The organism is Rhizobium sp. Leaf341, assembly GCF_001424325.1.
GTDB lineage: Bacteria > Pseudomonadota > Alphaproteobacteria > Rhizobiales > Rhizobiaceae > Ferranicluibacter.
Genome location: NZ_LMPE01000014.1, coordinates 30,486 through 47,696, shown reverse-complemented (window position 1 = coordinate 47,696; position 17,211 = coordinate 30,486). Strand labels below are relative to the sequence as shown.

The 17,211-nt window shown below is 66.9% G+C and carries 13 protein-coding genes; 11 read left to right on the top strand and 2 right to left on the bottom strand.

Going from position 1 to position 17,211, the window contains the following annotated elements:
• Positions 1–46: 46 nt before the first annotated feature.
• On the top strand, positions 47–1,087 hold the full coding sequence (locus ASG03_RS14495) for a glycerol-3-phosphate dehydrogenase (RefSeq protein WP_062694111.1): 1,041 nt from the start codon (positions 47–49) through the stop codon (positions 1,085–1,087).
• A gap of 120 nt (positions 1,088–1,207) precedes the next feature.
• Here the strand turns inward: ASG03_RS14495 and ASG03_RS14490 are convergent, their stop codons facing one another.
• Both ASG03_RS14490 and ASG03_RS14485 read right to left on the bottom strand, forming a co-directional pair.
• Positions 1,208–1,867 (bottom strand): GNAT family N-acetyltransferase, encoded by a 660-nt coding sequence (locus ASG03_RS14490; protein ID WP_156381842.1) that lies wholly within the window; start codon positions 1,865–1,867, stop codon positions 1,208–1,210.
• A 41-nt stretch (positions 1,868–1,908) separates the two neighbouring features.
• Positions 1,909–3,255 (bottom strand): ROK family protein, encoded by a 1,347-nt coding sequence (locus tag ASG03_RS14485; protein ID WP_244475272.1) that lies wholly within the window; start codon positions 3,253–3,255, stop codon positions 1,909–1,911.
• A 179-nt stretch (positions 3,256–3,434) separates the two neighbouring features.
• Here ASG03_RS14485 and ASG03_RS14480 point away from each other — a divergent pair, with 179 nt between their 5' ends.
• The 10 genes from ASG03_RS14480 to ASG03_RS14435 all read left to right on the top strand — a co-directional run.
• On the top strand, positions 3,435–4,394 hold the full coding sequence (locus ASG03_RS14480; protein WP_062694109.1) for an extracellular solute-binding protein: 960 nt from the start codon (positions 3,435–3,437) through the stop codon (positions 4,392–4,394).
• Positions 4,391–6,400, top strand: coding sequence for an ABC transporter permease (locus ASG03_RS14475; RefSeq protein ID WP_062694108.1), 2,010 nt, complete (start codon positions 4,391–4,393; stop codon positions 6,398–6,400). Before ASG03_RS14480 ends, ASG03_RS14475 begins: the two co-directional genes overlap by 4 nt.
• On the top strand, positions 6,390–7,454 hold the full coding sequence (locus ASG03_RS14470) for an ABC transporter ATP-binding protein (protein WP_062694107.1): 1,065 nt from the start codon (positions 6,390–6,392) through the stop codon (positions 7,452–7,454). Before ASG03_RS14475 ends, ASG03_RS14470 begins: the two co-directional genes overlap by 11 nt.
• A gap of 3 nt (positions 7,455–7,457) precedes the next feature.
• Complete coding sequence (locus ASG03_RS14465) at positions 7,458–8,264, top strand: inositol monophosphatase family protein (RefSeq protein WP_062694106.1); 807 nt, start codon at positions 7,458–7,460, stop codon at positions 8,262–8,264.
• 440 nt (positions 8,265–8,704) lie between these two features.
• Positions 8,705–9,223: a sigma-70 family RNA polymerase sigma factor gene (locus tag ASG03_RS14460; RefSeq protein ID WP_062694105.1), complete on the top strand. Its 519-nt coding sequence runs from the start codon at positions 8,705–8,707 to the stop codon at positions 9,221–9,223.
• Between the two features lie 11 nt (positions 9,224–9,234).
• Positions 9,235–10,188, top strand: coding sequence for a FecR family protein (locus ASG03_RS14455; protein ID WP_062694104.1), 954 nt, complete (start codon positions 9,235–9,237; stop codon positions 10,186–10,188).
• Between the two features lie 418 nt (positions 10,189–10,606).
• On the top strand, positions 10,607–13,081 hold the full coding sequence (locus ASG03_RS14450) for a TonB-dependent siderophore receptor (RefSeq protein ID WP_082475781.1): 2,475 nt from the start codon (positions 10,607–10,609) through the stop codon (positions 13,079–13,081).
• Between the two features lie 376 nt (positions 13,082–13,457).
• On the top strand, positions 13,458–15,584 hold the full coding sequence (locus ASG03_RS14445) for an ABC transporter ATP-binding protein/permease (protein WP_062694102.1): 2,127 nt from the start codon (positions 13,458–13,460) through the stop codon (positions 15,582–15,584).
• 157 nt (positions 15,585–15,741) lie between these two features.
• Positions 15,742–16,092 (top strand): thioredoxin family protein, encoded by a 351-nt coding sequence (locus ASG03_RS21515; protein ID WP_062694101.1) that lies wholly within the window; start codon positions 15,742–15,744, stop codon positions 16,090–16,092.
• A 69-nt stretch (positions 16,093–16,161) separates the two neighbouring features.
• Positions 16,162–17,211: M10 family metallopeptidase C-terminal domain-containing protein (locus tag ASG03_RS14435; protein ID WP_200934709.1), on the top strand; the 1,050-nt coding region annotated here is incomplete at its 3' end.

Genomic DNA, 17,211 nt, shown 5'->3' with positions numbered 1-17,211 from the left:
CGGCGGAAACAGGCGTCCACCGCCGATCGGCAGAAGGAGACCGGGCATGGCGAACATACTGATCCTCGGCGCAGGCGTCATGGGCACGGCCCTTGCCGTGCCGGCGAGCGACAACGGGCACGCGGTCGTTCTTGCCGGCACGCCGCTCGATGCCGCGACGGTGGCGCAGATGCAGGCAGGATCGGGCCTGCATCCGAAGCTCGATGCGCCGCTGCCTGCATCCGTCCGGGTCCTGGCCGACGAGGCCCTGACGGCGGACGAGGCGGATCGGGCCGACCTCGTCGTCGTCGGCGTCAGCAGCCCCGGCATTGCCTGGGCCGTCGACCGGCTGAACGGGCTGCTGCGCCGCGAGACGACGATCGCCTTCGTGACCAAGGGGCTCGACCGCAGGGACGGCGCCGTCGTCACGTTCGCGGAGAGCGTGCCGGAGCGCATCGGCCGGCTCGGCACCTTCATCGGCATCGGCGGGCCCTGCATCGCGCGCGAGCTTGCGCTTCGCCTGCCGACCTCCAGCATCTATGCGGCGCGGGAGGTGGCGGCGGCCGAACGGGTGGCCGCCCTCTTCCGCACGCCCTATTACCGCCTTGCCGCCACCGACGACCTGACCGGGGTCGAGGCCTGCGCGGCGCTCAAGAACTTCTTTGCGATCGGCGTGTCCGCCATGCAGACCCGCTATCCCGATACGCAGCGAGCCGACGGCCAGTCGAAAAACCCGACCGCTGCGGCCTTCACCCAGGCCGTGCAGGAGATGGCCGCGCTCTGCGAGCGGATCGGCGGACAGCGCCGCACCGCCTTCGACCTTGCCGGCCTCGGCGATCTCCACGTGACCGTCGGGGGCGGGCGCAACAGCCGCCTCGGCCACAGTCTCGGCCGCGACCGCACGGTCCGCCAGGCGGTCACCCAGGAGCTGGCAAACGAAACCGTGGAAGGGATCGACACCGCCCTCGTGGTCGCCTCCCTGCTCCAGACGATCGACCGGGACGCCGCCGCCCTCCCGCTCGCACGGGCGATCGTCGCGGCCGTCGTGGAGGATAGGCCGTTCGATTTCGATTTCGAAGCGATCCCTGCGCCGGATGCGCACCGCTGAGACCCTCCCCCGGGACAACTCGGCCTGCGGCCCGTTGACAGCTGTCAACAGGCGGTTCGCGCGCCCCGAGCGTCGATGGCGGTCCATGGCCCAGAGGCTGTCGGGATCAGGCTGTCGGCCTCAGGGCGTCAGCGTCCGGCCCATGATGATCGACGGGGTGCGCAGACGTTCGACGAAGCCGAACCGGGCGTAGAAGGCGGCGACGCCCGCATTGCGCGGGTCGATGCCGAGATGCACGCCGATCACGCCCGACTGCGCGAGCGCCTGCAGCTGGTGGCGCAGGAGCGCCGAGCCGTGGCCGCCTTTCTGCAGGGCCGGCAGGACGTTGATATGCAGATGGGCAGGATAGGCTTCGGTCACGCTTTCGGGCGTCCGCTCGGGATCGCCGATAGTGCGCAGGACCTTGTCGTCCTCCGCACTCCCGGGTGCAAAACCGGCCAGCTCCTGCTTCAGCGCCGGCCACCACGCCACCGCCAGCCGATCCTCGAAGGCACGCGTGTCCGGCGTGGCGACGCAATAGCCCATCACGATGCCGTCGCAGGTCAGCACGAAGGCATGGTCGGGGCAAAGGCGCACATAGGGAAGGGCCCAGACGAGGCCGGGCAGCCGCGGATTGCCATAGAGCGCCGTGGCGTCGTGACCGCGGTCCGCCGTTCGCAGGCAGATGTCGAGAATGGCCGCCTCGTCGGCGGAATGCGCCTGCCGGATCGCCACCACGGGGGATGCGGCGGGCAAGTCGATGGTGGGCAAGTCGATCGGGGGCAGGACGGTGGAAGACATGGAGACCTCGTGGCAGATATCGGCAAAGTTCGAAAAGACGATCAGGACAGGGGCTCTGCGTCGGCGGGGTCGGCGTCGGCGGGGTCGGCGTCGGCGGGGTCGGCGTCGGTCGGCGCACCGGCGACGCGGTCGAAGCGTCGCTCGAAGTCGAGGGTCCGGCTGCGCCCGCGCATGAAGGACAGCCGGCGGAAATCCGGACTGCCATGGGCGATGACCGGCAGCATCGCAGCGCCGACCGCGGACGCGTCCGGCCCGAGGGCGCCGGCGCAGAGGCGCGGCCTGTCGCGCCCGCTTCGTGCGCTGACGGACGGCAGGAGCGGATAGGCCCGGTCGATCAGAGACGCGATCAGCACGGGCGGGAAATGGCCGCCGACGAGGATGGTCTGGGGATCGAGAATGTTTTCGAGAAGCGAGACCAGCAGGCGCAGGCGCTTCGCGTTGAGGTCGAGCCAGTGCATCAGGATGCTGTCGCGCGCCTCGTAAAGCCCTTCGAGGCAGCCCGGCACCGCAAGCTCCCGGCTTTCCCGGCCGAGCAGGGCCGCGAGCTCGTCGGGGGAAAAGGGCGTCGGCGCGAGCCCATCTGCCCCCGGTGCTATTCCCGATACTGCTCCCGCGGCCTCCGTCGGCCAGGTCAGGAGGCCGATCTCCCCCGCATTGTTCCAGTAGCCCTGGAGCGGCATGCCGTCGTCGATGATCCCGGCCCCCAGACCATGGCCGGCAAAGATGTGCACATAGTGGGTCAGCCCCATCGCCCGCCCGGCGCGAAGTTCGGCAACCGCCGCCGCCGTCGCGTCGTTCTCGATGATCGCGGGCAGCGCGCAGGCCGCCTCGATCGCTTCGGCGACGGGAAACCGGTTCCATGCACCCCAGCCCGGCGGTCCGACGGCATGTTCGAAATCCGCCTCCTGCAGCGTCGGCATGACGACACCCACGCCCCAGGCCGGCGCGGGGGTGGCGCCGCGCAGCCGCGTCGCCATCTCCGCCATGGCGCGGACGGTATCGGCGGGGTCGTCGAGCGAGGCCCGGGCGGTCTCGCGCGCGAGAACCCGGCCGGCAAGATCGCAGACGAGGCCGAGAAGGCCATCCCGGTCGATATGGATGCCGAGGGAGCAGCCCGCGTCCGGGCGGATGCGCAACTCCTTCTGCGGCGCGCCGCGCGCGCCTTCCTGGCGGATCGTTTCCACCACGAGGGAGCGGTCGATCAGATCCTTGCAGATGTTGGACATGGTCTGCGGTTTCAGGCCGGTCCGCTCGACGAGACCGCGCCGGCTGATCCCGCCGCCCGACCGGATCAGGTCGAAGACGAGGCGACGGTTGTATCGACCCGAATAGGGATGATTGCTGCCCATGCGGGTCATGCGACGTGCTCGCTGTTTAGTACGGATCATGGATTTTATCGTCCTCCAGAGCCGACTGTCAAGCAAGGGGTTGGCGGGGATGTCCATAAGCATGTCATGAAACTGCAGCAAAACTCGTGTAGCTGACCGCGAAGCACGGCTTGCTTTATTGTCCGCTTAATGGAATTAATTGTCCGCCGTCCTTCTCGGTGACTTGAAAGGGAACTGTCATGTTGAAATGGACCTTGCAGCATCTGGTCGCAGGCGCACTGGCGTCGGCGTCGCTCCTCAGCATCGCGCATGCCGGCGATCTCGTGGTCTACACCGCCCACGGGGAGGCCACCTCCGCCCCGATCCTCGAGGCCTTCGCCAAGGCGCATCCGGACGTCAAGGTCACCGTCGTGCGCGGCGGCACCGGCGAAATCGTCGAGCGGCTGCGTGCAGAGGCCGGCAACGGCTCCGCCGACATCATGTGGGGCGGCCCGACCCAGACCTTCGAAGAGAACGCCGCTCTCTTCCAGCCTTACGAGAGCGCGTCGGACGCCGACATGGTGACGGTCGATCCCAACCATCTCTGGCATCCCTTCACCGTTCTGCTGCAGCCGATCATCGTCAGCACCAAGCGTGTTGAGCCAGCCGCCCTTCCCAAGACGCAGGCCGACCTGCTGTCACCGGACTTTGCCAAGGATGGCGGGCTGATCATCCCCGACCCGGCCAAATCGGGCACCGGCTATACGATCCTCTCGGCTTTGGCCGGCAATTTCGGTTGGGACTTCATCGGCAAGCTCGCCAAGGACGCCCGCATCGCGCCGGGCTCCGACGACGCGTTCAACGCCGTGCGCGACGGCGAGGCCGCCGTCGGCTGGATCAACGAGGACCTGGGCGCCAAGTGGAAGGCACAGGGTCTGCCGATCGCGATCGTCTACCCGACGGATGCCGTCACCGGGCAGATCGATGCGCAGGCGATCGTCAAGGGCGCGCAGCATCTCGACGATGCGAAAAGCTTCATCGATTTCCTCGGCACGAAAACCGCGCACGAGATCGTCCGCGACGCCACGGTCCGCCGCTCCGCCCGCAAGGACATCACGCCGCCGGCCGCCCTGCCCGACATGGCGACGCTCACGATCGTCTCCGCCGTCGACCCCCGCCCGGTGGTCACCGCGCGGTTCCAGGAGATCCGCGGAAAATGAGGCCGCTGCGCGACACATGGCTGATCTTCTCCATCGTCGCGCTCCTGCTTTGCGGCGTGACCATCGTCATCCCGCAGATCCGCCTGATGGCGGCCTCCCTCTTCGATGAAGGGGGCCGCTTCACCCTGCTGCACAACCGCGACGGCCTGCAGGCCGTGCCGGAAATGACCAGCCGCTACGGCGTGGCGCAGACCCCGGAGGGCCTGGCCATCACGTTGGGGACGGCAGCGGGCCTGACGGTGGCGGTCGCCGACGACCGCACCCTGCTGATCACCGGAACAGAACCGCTCGAAGGCCGCCGAGACGCGGCCGGCGCGCTGGAACTGGCGGCCGGAGGCGCCCTCTTCACCCTCAGCCAGCAGGCGCCCCGCACCCTTTTCGGCACCAACACGCTCGCGCCGCTCGACCTTCAGCCGCAGTCGGACAGCGTGATCCGCCTCTCCCACGCCGCCAATGCCTACATCACCTTCGAGAACACGGCGCTCGCGCTGTCGCCGGTCCACTATCTCGCCTTCTTCACGCGTTCGGAAACCGTGTCGGCCACGATCAACAGCCTCGTCATCGCCCTCACGTCCACCGGCCTTGCGGCTGCGGTCGGCGTGTCGCTTGCCTATCTCGTGGCCCGCTACCAGATCGCCGGCAGCACGGCGATCGTCTTTCTCGTGACGATGGCCTCGGTTTCCCCGCCGTTTCTCGGGGCCTATGCCTGGCGTCTTCTTCTCGGCCGCAACGGCCTCATCACCACCTCGCTCGGGCTCGACGTGTCGATCGTCGGCCTGCACGGGGTCATCTGGGTCATCACCTGGCTCGTCTTTCCCATCATCTTCCTGCTCAGCCACAGCTCGTTCCAGAGTCTCGACGCCGGCCATATCGAGGCGGCGGAAAGCCTCGGCGCCGCCCCGGCGCGCGTCCGCTTCTCGATCGAGATTCCGCTGGCGCTGCCCGGCATCATCACCGGGCTCTATCTCGCCACCATGGCGGCCCTGTCGGATTTCGGCACGCCGCGCATCATCGGCCTCGACGTCAATGCGCTGCCGGTCCTGATCTACACCTCGTTTCTCAGCGAGGCCGGACGCAATCCGGCGCTTGCGGCCACCGGCTCGGTCGTGCTCATCACGCTGTCCAGCCTCTTCCTCATGGCGCAACAGCTTTATCTCGCCCGCCGCGGCTTTTCCGTCGTCGCCGCGCGGGCGCTCCCGCGCAAGCGGCTGTCGCCGGCCGCCCATGCGCTCGTCCTTGCCGCCGTCGGGCTTGCCCTTTTGATGGCCTTCACGCCGCATCTGACCGTGCTGGTCTCGAGCTTCATGGAATGGCGTGTCGGCCTGCCGCGGGCGGACTTCACGCTCGCCAACTATGCGACGATGCTGCGCTCCGGCCTGGGACCGGCCTGGGTGACGCTGTCGCTCGGGCTTGCGGGCACCCTTGCCGCCACCCTGCTCGGCCTCGGTATCGCCTATGTGGTCATCCGCAAGCGCTACCGCCTGATTGCGCCGCTTCTCAGCTTCACGGTGATGATGCCCTATGTCATCCCCGGCACGGTGCTCGGCATCGGGCTCATCATGATGTTCAACCAGGCGCCCGTGCAGCTGACCGGAACCTGGTTCATCCTCGCGCTCGCCTATCTCATCCGCAACCTGCCCTTTACCGTGAAAGCCTCGGAGGCCGCGCTCCGCCGGGTCCATCCGGCGCTGGAGGAGGCCGCGCTGAGCCTCGGCGCGCGACCCCTGCGGGTGTTCGCGACGATCACGACACCGCTCGTGCTGGCCGGGGCCGTGACGGGGGCGACGCTGACCTTCCTGCACATCGTGACGGAGCTGTCCTCCACCATCGTGCTCTACAGGCCGCCGTGGAAGCCGATGACGGCGGTGATCTTCGAAAACACCCTCGTCGATGCCGATTTCGGGGTCTCCGCCGCACAGACCATCCTTCTCATGCTGATCATCTACATCCCGCTCTACTTCATCGTGCGGTACGGACAAATCCAAGGAAAATCCGGTGGCTCATAGCGCAATCCAAGACGCCGAAGCGAAAGGCTGCAATGTCGTCATCGACGGCGTCTCCAAGACGTTCGGGCAGAATGCCGTGCTCCGCGATATCAGCCTCACGATCAAGCCCGGCGAGTTCTTTACCCTGCTTGGCCCGTCGGGCTGCGGGAAGACGACGCTGCTGCGCGCCATTGCCGGCTTCCACCCGATCAATGGCGGCCGGATCCTCTTCAACGGACAGGATGTCAGCGCGCTTCCCGCCTGGGATCGCAACATCGGTTTCGTGTTCCAGAACTATGCGCTGTGGCCCAACAAGACCGTGTTCGACAACGTCGCCTACGGCCTGAAGCTGCGGAAGGTGCCGCGCGACGCGGTTGCCGAACGCGTACGCGCAGCGCTTGCACAGGTCGAGCTGCAGGGGGTCGAAACGCGCTACCCGGCGGAAATGAGCGGCGGCATGCAGCAGCGCATCGCCCTTGCCCGCGCCCTCGTCATCGATCCCCCGCTCTTGCTGATGGACGAGCCCATGTCCAATCTCGATGCGCGCCTGCGCGTTTCGCTGCGCCACGAGATGCGCGCGCTGCAGAAGCGCCTGGGCCTGACCGCGATATATGTGACGCACGACCAGGAAGAGGCGCTGGAGATGTCGGACCGGATCGCCGTGATGCAGCACGGCATCGTCCAGCAGCTGGCCGATCCCGAAACGATCTATGCCAGGCCCGCCAACCGCTTCGTCGCCGAATTCGTCGGCAGCGCCAATTTTCTCGAAGGCACGTTCGAGGCGGACGGCTTGCGTCTGGCCGACGGTCTGCGCCTGCCGATGACGGACAGGCCGCACCGCGGACCCGGAACGCTGGTCGTGCGCCCCGAGCAGGTGCGCATCGTCGCGGCCGGCCAGGGCCTCGTCGATGCGGTCGTCGAGGACCGACGCTATATGGGCAAGGCATGGTCCCACAACCTGCGCGTCTCGCCGTCCTCGCCCCTGATCTCCGTGGAGACCCGCAACGCGCTCGACCTCGGGTCACGCATCGGCGTCGAGATCGAGACCGTGACCTTCCTTCCTGCAGAGGCCTGACCCATGACCGAGCTTTCCCCGGACGCCCTTCTCGATCTTGCGCGCGCGGCAGCCCTTGCCGGCGGCGAGGTGCTCGACGCCCATTTCGGCAAGATGCGCGACGACGCCGTCCGGCAGAAGGCTCTCGGCGACTATGCCTCGCAGGCCGATCTCGCGGCCGAGGAGGCGATCGCCGTGGTTCTGGCCAAGGCCGGCGATGCCTATGGCTTTCTCGGCGAGGAAACGGGAACGCGGCAGGCGAAGGCCGAGCGCCGCTGGGTGGTCGATCCGCTCGACGGCACGAGCAACTTCATCTGGGGCATTCCCTATTTCGCGGTCAGCATCGCGCTTTGCGACGGTGACGGCGAAATCCTGGGCGTCGTCTACGATCCCCTGCGCCGGGAGATGTTCACCGCCATTCGCGGCGGGGGAGCCCGGCTGAACGGCGTACCGCTGCCGCGCCTGCGCGAAAAAAAACCGCAGGATGCCATCCTCTCCTTGTCCCTGCCGGTGCGCGGCCAGTTGAAGGCGATCGGCCGCGAGGCGTTCTTCAAGGGGCTCGACCGGGTGACCGACATGACCGCGGGCGTGCGCCGTCTCGGATCGGCCGCGCTCGACCTCGCCTATATCGGCGCGGGACGGCTCGACGGCTATTTCGAGGACGGCCTCAGCTATTACGATTACGCGGCCGGCAAGCTCGTGGCGGAGGAAGCCGGAGCCCAGGTGACCGACCTCTTCGGCAAAAGGCCCGGAGAGGGCTCGATCGTCGCCGGCTCGGCCGGGATCCACCGCTGGCTTCGCGAAGAGATGTTCGTCCCCGCCGCGACCTGAGAACTTGGGTCGCGCGTCCACCGAGGCCGCGCGACAGGAGACGACCGGCGGTGCGACCTTTCGCTCCCGGCCGACCGGTGCGCGCCAGGCCGGCGCCGCTACCTGCATCGTACCTGCAGCACGCCTGCAGCGTACCTGGATCGCGCCGGCAGCGCGCCTCCATCGCGCCTGCCTTTCCCCTCCTCCAGGCCCTTTGTCTTTCAGGCTCACACCCGGCCCGCGGCATGCCGGCCCCGTCTGCCAGCGCGGCATGCCGGACGGTCGCCGCGTTATTTCAGAATTATCTTTATTTCAGTATCGTGACATATGGCATGCGATTTGCGTAGAATGGCCTGAGGGTACGAACGCTTCAGTGGTACCCCGGAAAGTTGGTGGGCCATGTCTGTTTTTTCGCCAAATATCTCCATTTGCTTATTTTCGCATCATCTGAAAGACGTTCGATGATCAGTGCGTCGCTGTCTCACAGTCACAGCTTCATGGATCGCGTCTTCCGGGATCATCACGGCTGGTTGACGCGCTGGCTCAGCCGCCAGCGCTGGACCGTCCATTCCGCCGAGGATGTCGCATCCGATGTGTTCCTCGTCATGCTGGGGATGCCGCATATCACTGCGGTGCGTGAACCGCGGGCGATGATGACGACGATCGCCCGCCGGCTGATCTACGATGCGCGCCGGCGCAACGATCTGCAGCGCGCCTACGAGGCGGAACTCGCCAACCTTCCCGAGGCGATGGACATTTCGGCCGAGGACAGGCTGATCGTCCTGCAGGCGCTGCAGGCGATCGAAGCCATGCTCGCGACGCTGTCGCCGAAGGCGCGCGCGGCCTTCGTCATGAGCCAGATCGAGGGCGCGCGCCATGCCGACGTGGCCAAGGCGCTGAACGTCTCGGTGAGCATGGTGCGCAAATATCTCGTCCAGGGCATGCGTGCGGCCTATCTCGCCGGCGCGAGCCAGGAATAGCGGGGACAGGCATGTTGCGGCAACTGGACGACCCCCGGGCGGAAATCGCGATCGAATGGATGATCGAAATGTCCTCGGGCGAGATGTCCGAGAGCAGGGCCCGATCCTTCGAGGCGTGGCTCAATGCCGACGAGCGCAACGAGACGGCCTGGATCCGGCTGCAGGAAGGGCTGATGCCCTGCGGCGTGGCCGCCCGCGCCGGCCTCACCGACGGCGCGCTGGGCCAGCGGCTCCTGAAGAAGCAGGCCAGCCGGCGGAAATTCCTGACGGGGATCGTCGGCCTCGCCGGGACGGGGGCGCTCGCCTTGGCCACGGCTGACCACATGCTGCCGGCCGGCGCGCTCAGCGCGGACCATTTCACCCTGACGGCCCAGCAGAAACAGGTGCAGCTGGCCGATGGCAGCCGTCTGACGCTCGCGCCCCGCGCGGCCGTCGCCGTCCGCTTTACCGAGCGCGAGCGTGTGCTGCGCCTGTTCGACGGAGAGATCCTGGTCGATGTCGCCGAGGGGCGGCAACCCTTCCGGGTCGATACCGGCGCGCTCAACCTGCGAAGCGACGGCGGTACCTTCGTGCTGCATCACCAGCCAGCGCGGCTGTCGGTCACCGGCATCAAGGGGCGGGGATCGGTCGATTCCCGGCCCGTCGAGCAGATCGCGCCGGGCCTCGATTTCATCTTTGCCGGCGACCGGATCGAACGGGGGACGGCCGACCCCGATGTCGCGACGGCCTGGACCGACGGCATGCTGCTCGCGAAAGACAAGGCGCTCGGCACCATCATCGACGAGCTCCGGCCCTATTTCCACGGCGTCATCCGGCTCGATCCGGCCATCGCCGACATGCGCGCGACGGCGGTCCTGCGGCTGGCGGATACCAACGGATCCATCGACGTGCTGGCGACCTCCCTTAACCTGAAGGTTCGCCGTTTCTCGCATTACTGGGTCTCGGTCGGCCCTGCCGCCGCCTGAGGCTCTCCCTTCCGGCCCCACCGCCGGGAGGTCCATCGTCACGGGATACCGTCAAGGGGCTCACGCCAAAGGGGTGCCACCAAGTGTGCTTGCCGGCGGGTCATCGCCTGGAGCGGGCCGTCTAACCCGTGCCCTCCCGTTTTACACCCGCGCGACCCGTTGCTGCGGCCTCGGCAGCTTGTGCGTCGGCATCCGCGGCGCCCGATCGTCGCGCGCGCGGCGCCCGGCCGTGATGGCATGCCGTGATGACATGGCGTGACGCCGCGTTGTGGCGCCAAGCCGGGACACCAGGACACCAGGACTCCGGCTGCCCCAACGTCGGGCGGCCACCGGGCCGGCAAAAAAATCCTCCGGGGCGCTGGCGCTTTTGCGTCCTCGAAAGACAGACGTCGTGAAAGCTAAAAAAGGGGAACGCGAAATGACATGGGGTTCGACCGGACGAAGCAGACGATATCGGGCGGCGGTGTCAGCCTTGGCGCTGGGACTGGCGCTGAGCATCGGCGGTGCGGGGGCATCGCAGGCACAGCAGCTGTATGACCTGAACATTCCCGGCGGGGATCTCGCGACCGTGGTCACCCGCATCGCACGCGAGACCGGCACGTCGATCGCCTTTCCGTCAGGGCTGGCCAAGGGCCGCACCACCGGCCCGATCGCCGGCCGCACCTCGGTGCGCGCCGCGCTCGACCGGGCCCTGTCCGGCACCGGGCTCCTGGCCGTGACGGCGGCCGACGGAAACATCACCATCCGGCCGGGCGAGGGCGCCAGCCAGGCGCCGGCCGCCAAGCTCGGAAGCGACGTCGAGGTCATCGACGTTGCCGACGCCGGCAATACCAACACCTTCGGCGACGACGGCTTCAAGGCTGGCGCTGCCGGGGATTCCGTCCGGATCGCCGACGCGCCCGCCAAGGACATTCCGATTGCCGTCACCGGCGTGACGAAGAAGGTCATCGAGTCGCAGGGCCTGACCTCGTCGCTCGATGCGGCGCGCAACGCGGCCGGCGTCTCGCTCGGCACGACGAGCGAAGGCGGCGGCCGTCCGAAGATCAACATTCGCGGCTTCAACAATGCCGGCTATTCCGTCGAGGGCCAGAAGCCCGGCGAGCTGTTCGGCAGCTACGGCTATGACCCGACGATGCCGATCGACGATGTGGAACGCGTGGAGGTTCTCAAGGGCCCGACCTCGATCCTGACGGGGCGCACCGATCCCGGTGGCAGCGTCAACGTCGTGCTCAAGCGGCCGACCGAAGAGACGATCCGCGACCTCACCGTCCGCTACGGTACGTTTCAGGACAAGACGATCGCGCTGGATTTTGGCGGGCTCATTCCCGATACGGAAGGCCTCAGCTACCGCTTCGTGACATCCGGCAGACATGCCAAGGAGTCCTATGGCGGCTATGCCGATCCGCACGAGGTGCTGGTGGCGCCGTCGATCCAGTGGAAGGGCGACGATGCCTCCGTTCTGGTGGGCGGCAGCTATACCGACCAGTTCCAGGCTCAGAAGAGCCATGTCCGGCTGTCGACCATCGCGGGGCTCGGGATGGTCGAAGGGCCGATGGTCGATCTTCGACAAGGCCTGCGACTGGGCGGGCAGGATTTCGGTCTCCGGCAGAAGGTGGAGAACCTGTATTCGGAGCAGTCCTACGACATCGGCGACCTCCTCGACAACACGATCACCTTCAACAACCGCATCGACTATACCCACAACGCCACGAAGGGCGACGTGCTGCGATATGTCATGCGCGGGGATACCGATTTCGATCCCTCGACCCTTGCCTTCCAGGCAAGACGGCTCGAATATTACGAGCATACGCTCTCCGACAAGGCCGACGTCACCGCCAAGTATGACGGCGACGTCGTCAAGAACACGCTGAAGCTCGGCTACGACTATCAGGGCAGCGATCTCGATTACGGCTATGGCGGCACTTTCCCGGTCGATCTCAACGTCACGACCGGCCTGCCCAAAATCGACCTGTATCGCGGGCCGCTGAAGTCGAAGATCAACGTCGATACCACCACGCATGGGATCTATGCCGTCGACAAGATGGACCTGAACGACCAGGTTCATCTCTTCGGCCTTCTGCGGCGCGACTTCATGGCGCAGGACGAACGACGGGCATCGACCGTGCAGAGCTCGGCCGATGCCGACTCTCAGGCCACGACGTCCTGGACCCTGGGGGCAACCTGGGACCTCACGGACTGGGCCTCGCTCTATGTCAACCGCAGCATCGGCTACGTGCCCGGTGGTTTCGGCAAGACGAGCATCGACGCCCCCTCGGCCTTCGTCGCGCCGGAAGGCAGCAACCTCAAGGAAGTCGGCATGCGCTTCGCCTTCTTCGAGGATCGCCTGAAGGTCTCGACCGCTCTCTACGATCTGCTGCGCACCAACGTCACCATCGCCAATCCCGACGATCCCTCCGGTTTCGGCACCTTCCTGATCCCCGCCCAGCATACCAGGGGCGTCGAGCTCGAGGTTCAGGGGGAAATCACGCCCAATCTCAACCTCATCCTGGGGGCGAGCCATCTGAACTCCAGTGCTCCGCAAGACGTTCTCCCGAGCCCGGCCTATGCGGGCATTCCGCAAACGACCGGGAGCCTCTGGGCCGTCTATACCTTCGACGATACGGTTCCGATGCTGGAGAACTGGCAGGTCGGCGCAGGCGTCCGGGGCGTTTCGAAGTCGTTTGCGACATCGACCTTCTATCCGAACGGCTTCAACATCCCGGGCTACGTGATCGCGGACGCCTCGATCGGCTACAAGGCGGCAGACTGGTCGATCGACATGAAGATCAACAACCTGTTCGATACCGACGCGATCGTGCCGCTCGTTTCCGGGCCGAACTATGATCTGGAAGCCCGCCGCGGCTTCCTCCTGCAGATGAAGAAGACGTTCTGATCCTCCTCCCGAGCAAGGCGGCAGGCCGGAAACGCCTGCCGCCCGCAATCCCTTCCTGACCTGCCGAAAGCCCTTTCCGGCTCTGCCAAACGCGCCGGATCTCTGGAGCGCGCCGGATCTTTTGAATTTGCATGAGGGGCGAGGCGTGGCGACCCTGCCCGACTTGTCGGGACCCGAGCCGGCGCGCCCGCGAGACGGGCATCTCGCGTGACCGGTCGGGAGCGTTCCGCGCCCGGGCCGCCGGCGGCCGGACGCCGACCAACCGGGCGCCCGGCTGCGGGACGATCGCCACTCCCCTGCACGCCGGCATCCGCATGGCCGCGCGGGTGCCATGGCGTCCGCCGGCAGGCGGTGGGCGCGAACAAGGACCAACCGCATGATCTGGCTTTCCCTCGCAATGGCGCTCGCCGCCCTTCCGAGCGCCCTCCTCGCCGGACGACCCCTCGATCTGGAATGGGCTCTTCTCACCGCGGCCCTTTGCGGCGGCGCCGTGGCGGCCGTGGCCGCGCGCCGGATCACGCCCTTTCTGCGCACGCTGGTGGTGGTCTACGGCACGGAAGCGTGCCTCCTGACGATCGCCAGTCTCGGCACCGCCTCCGACGCGTGGCGGCTCTTTCCCGGATCGAGCGTGCGCCCGGGCATCGCGACCGCCTTCGCCTTCATCGTCCTCGCGCTGCCCTGGGTCGCCCGCATCCGGGGCGTGCGCCGGGCCTTTTCGATCGGCGACCGCTATTTCGCGCTTGAGGATCCTCTCGTCGTCCCCCTCCCCGTCCGGTTCTCCCTGCGCATGCCGGGTCGGGCGATCGCGGTTTTGACGGTCATCGCCACGATCCTCCTCAGCCAGATGCAGATCCTCGTCGGGTTGAAACTCGTCTTCGTGTCGGGCGCCATCGCCAATGCGATGCAGACCTACGACGCGGACCGGTTCTGGGCGACGCTCGTGCTCGACCTGCCGCTGTGGACCGTCACCAGCCTTCTCCTGACCATTGCCGAGCGGCTGCTCGGCGTCTACCGCACCGCGCGCTGGCGCTTGGTCCTCACCCGCGATTATACACGGCGCTGGCTGGAGACCGGCGCGCAGTATCACCTGACGATCGGGGGACATGCGATCGACAATCCCGACCAGCGCATCCACGAGGACATCCGCAATCTGATCGAGGGAAAGGGCAGTCTCGGTCTCTACGGCTTTGCCTTCTCCATCATCGGGCAGGTCAGCGCCTTCCTCTCCTACGCCGTCATGCTCTGGCAGATCTCCGCGAAGATCGCGCTGTTTGGCCCGTCCTTCCCTCTTCCGGGTGTCCTGTTCTGGATCTCGGTCGCCTATTCGCTCGTCTTCACCGGAACCGTGTTGCTTCTCGCCCGCCCGCTGACGCCCGCCTGGATCAAGCAGGAGCGGTTCGAGGCGAATTTCCGCTACGGCCTTGCGCGCATCCGCGACTATGTCGAGCAGATCGCCGTGATGCGCGGCGGGCCGACGGAGGTCTCGGCCAGCAATGCCCAGCTGCGCCCAATCATCCGCAACGTCTACTATCTCGCCTACCTCCGCGAGCGCCTGAACCTCGTGCGCACGCTGATGGACTATGCCGGCGACAAGATGCACTATTTCCTGCTGGGCGGCGTCTATCTCACGCGCGGCCTGTCGCTCGGCGACATGACGCAGACGGCTCTCGCCTTCGCCCACGTCAATGGCAGCCTCACCTTCCTGGCCACCTGCTTTGATGACCTGATGGCCATGAAGGCCGTGATCGACCGGCTCGAGGCCTTCGACCAAGCCTTGTCCGCGGCCGGCGCATCCTGCCGGACGGACGGCGAGCGCCGGCAGGGCGCGGGCGCCGACATCGTGCTGCAGGACGTCATCCTGCGCCTGCCGAACGACACCGTTCTCTCCGCCCCCCTCAGCCTCGATCTGCACCACGGGCGCAACATCATTCTCATGGGGCCGTCCGGAAGCGGAAAATCCACGCTGCTGCGCGTCATCGCCGGCATCTGGCCCTACTGGTCGGGCCAGCTCACCCTCCCCGCGGATGACGCCCTGCTCGCCCTGCCGCAAAGGCCCTACCTGCCATCGGGAAGCCTTCTCGCGGCGATCTGCTATCCGCAGCCGGAGGGCCATTACCCGCCGGACGCCGTCCGTGCCGCGATGTGCGCGGTGGAGCTCACGGATCTCGTCGACGACCTTGCCTGCGAGGACGCCTGGAGTGTGCGGCTTTCGGGCGGCGAACAGCAGCGGCTCGCCATCGCCCGGGCGCTTCTCGCCCGCCCGCTCTGGCTGCTGCTCGACGAGGCCACGTCGGCGATGGACGGCGCGCTGGAGCGCCGCATCTACGAGACGCTCGCGCGCGCCCTGCCGGGCACGACGCTGCTGTCGATCGGCCACCGGGACGCGCTTCTCGACCATCACGCACGCTGCCTGGACGTCGTGCCGAATGCCGACGGCCTCGTCGCGCTCGTCGAGCGGGACCGGACGGCCACGGACCCGGTGGCGAAGCGGGCCGCCTCCTGACGGTACGCAGACTGCTAACGGCACGCAGACCCCTGACAGGACGCAGGCGCTGCGCCGTCTTGAAAATTCTTTGCCGCGCGCACGGGTGTTTTCGCCGTCTCGTTCGACAAGGACAGTGACGGGCAGGAAAGCCCGCGGAACCAGAAAGGAAGCGAACATGTCCGAGACAGCCCCGACCATCGAGGCGACCTTGCCAGTCTATCACGAGGGAACGCAGGCCCAGGCGGCGATTGCGGCGGCCGAAAAGCCGGTCCTGCTGCAGTTTTCGGCCGACTGGTGCGGCCCCTGCAAGCGCATGTCGCCCGTGGTGGACAAGGTCATCGCGTCCTTCGAGGAGAAGCTCGATTTCTTCCGCCTGAACGTCGACGAAAACCAGGCCTTGTCGCAATCGCTGGCGGTCAAGGGCATCCCCCACTTCATTCTGATGAAGGACGGCGCGGTGTTCGACCGCTGGGCCGGCGCCCAGCCGGAAAGCGAATTCGTCGCGCGTGTCGCGCGCAACGTTTAACCCGCCCGACCGGGCCGACGGATGACGGCGACCGGATCCCCCGGCAGCTGACGCATGGAGCGAAGTAGAATGGCACAGACAACGTCCAAGCCGGTCTGGTCGAACGACCAGATTGCCCGACAGCTGACGTACGGCACGCAGACCGGCGGCACCACCCACCAGTTCGCCCTGTCGGCGTCCCGCACGATCACCGTCGATTTCAGCCGGATCAGCGCCGGCGACGCCTTTTTTGCCCGGGCGGCGCTGAAGGCCTGGTCGGACGCCACCGGCATCGCCTTCGTCGAGGCGGACAAGGCCCAGATCATCTTCACCTCCGTGGCCGACAACAATCCCGCCACAAACGTGATCATGGATGCCACCGGCCATATCAGCCGCGCCATCGTCAACATTCCCTCCGCCAACCTCGCGCCGAAGCCGGAGAATCTCGCGACCTGGGACTACGACAGCTACGTGCACGAGATCGGCCATGCGCTCGGGCTCCAGCACCCCGGCTACTACAATGGCAGCGCCTTCTACGACCGGGATGCGCTGTTTGCCAACGACTCCGAACAGGCGACGGTCATGTCCTATTTCAGCCCGTCGGATAATCCGTATATCCATGGCACATTCGCCTATGCGATCACGCCGCAGGTCGCCGACGTCGTCGCCATCCGCAGCCTCTACGGCACCAGCAACACGACGCGCACGGGCGATACGGTCTATGGCTTTGGAAGCACAGCCGGAAGCCAGTTCGATCCCCTGACGGTGTCGCGCAACGCGATGTTTACGATCGTCGACGACGGGGGGATCGACACGCTGAACTACAGCCGGACGTCGGCGGATCAACGGATCGACCTCCGCCCCGAAAGCATCTCCGACGTGCTCGGCTATCACGGAACCCTGCAGATCTCGCGCGGAACGATCATCGAGAATGCCATGGGCGGCAGCGGCCGCGACGTCTTCATCGCCAATGCCGTGGCCAATGCGCTGAACGGCGGCGCCGGCGAAGACACGGTCAGCTATGAGGGTGCGACGGTCGGCGTCGTCGCCGACCTGACGAAACCGTCCAACAACAAGGGCTTTGCCGCTGGCGACACCTATACCAGCATCGAAGACCTGATCGGATCCGCCTTCAACGAC

Bases quoted from the DNA above. Each gene is read 5' to 3' on its own strand.
- ASG03_RS14495 (WP_062694111.1), top strand. From the start codon at position 47: ATGGCGAACATACTGATCCTCGGCGCAGGCGTCATGGGCACGGCCCTT.
- ASG03_RS14490 (WP_156381842.1), bottom strand. From the start codon at position 1,867: ATGTCTTCCACCGTCCTGCCCCCGATCGACTTGCCCACCATCGACTTG.
- ASG03_RS14485 (WP_244475272.1), bottom strand. From the start codon at position 3,255: ATGATCCGTACTAAACAGCGAGCACGTCGCATGACCCGCATGGGCAGC.
- ASG03_RS14480 (WP_062694109.1), top strand. From the start codon at position 3,435: ATGTTGAAATGGACCTTGCAGCATCTGGTCGCAGGCGCACTGGCGTCG.
- ASG03_RS14475 (WP_062694108.1), top strand. From the start codon at position 4,391: ATGAGGCCGCTGCGCGACACATGGCTGATCTTCTCCATCGTCGCGCTC.
- ASG03_RS14465 (WP_062694106.1), top strand. From the start codon at position 7,458: ATGACCGAGCTTTCCCCGGACGCCCTTCTCGATCTTGCGCGCGCGGCA.
- ASG03_RS14460 (WP_062694105.1), top strand. From the start codon at position 8,705: ATGATCAGTGCGTCGCTGTCTCACAGTCACAGCTTCATGGATCGCGTC.
- ASG03_RS14455 (WP_062694104.1), top strand. From the start codon at position 9,235: ATGTTGCGGCAACTGGACGACCCCCGGGCGGAAATCGCGATCGAATGG.
- ASG03_RS14450 (WP_082475781.1), top strand. From the start codon at position 10,607: ATGACATGGGGTTCGACCGGACGAAGCAGACGATATCGGGCGGCGGTG.
- ASG03_RS14445 (WP_062694102.1), top strand. From the start codon at position 13,458: ATGATCTGGCTTTCCCTCGCAATGGCGCTCGCCGCCCTTCCGAGCGCC.
- ASG03_RS21515 (WP_062694101.1), top strand. From the start codon at position 15,742: ATGTCCGAGACAGCCCCGACCATCGAGGCGACCTTGCCAGTCTATCAC.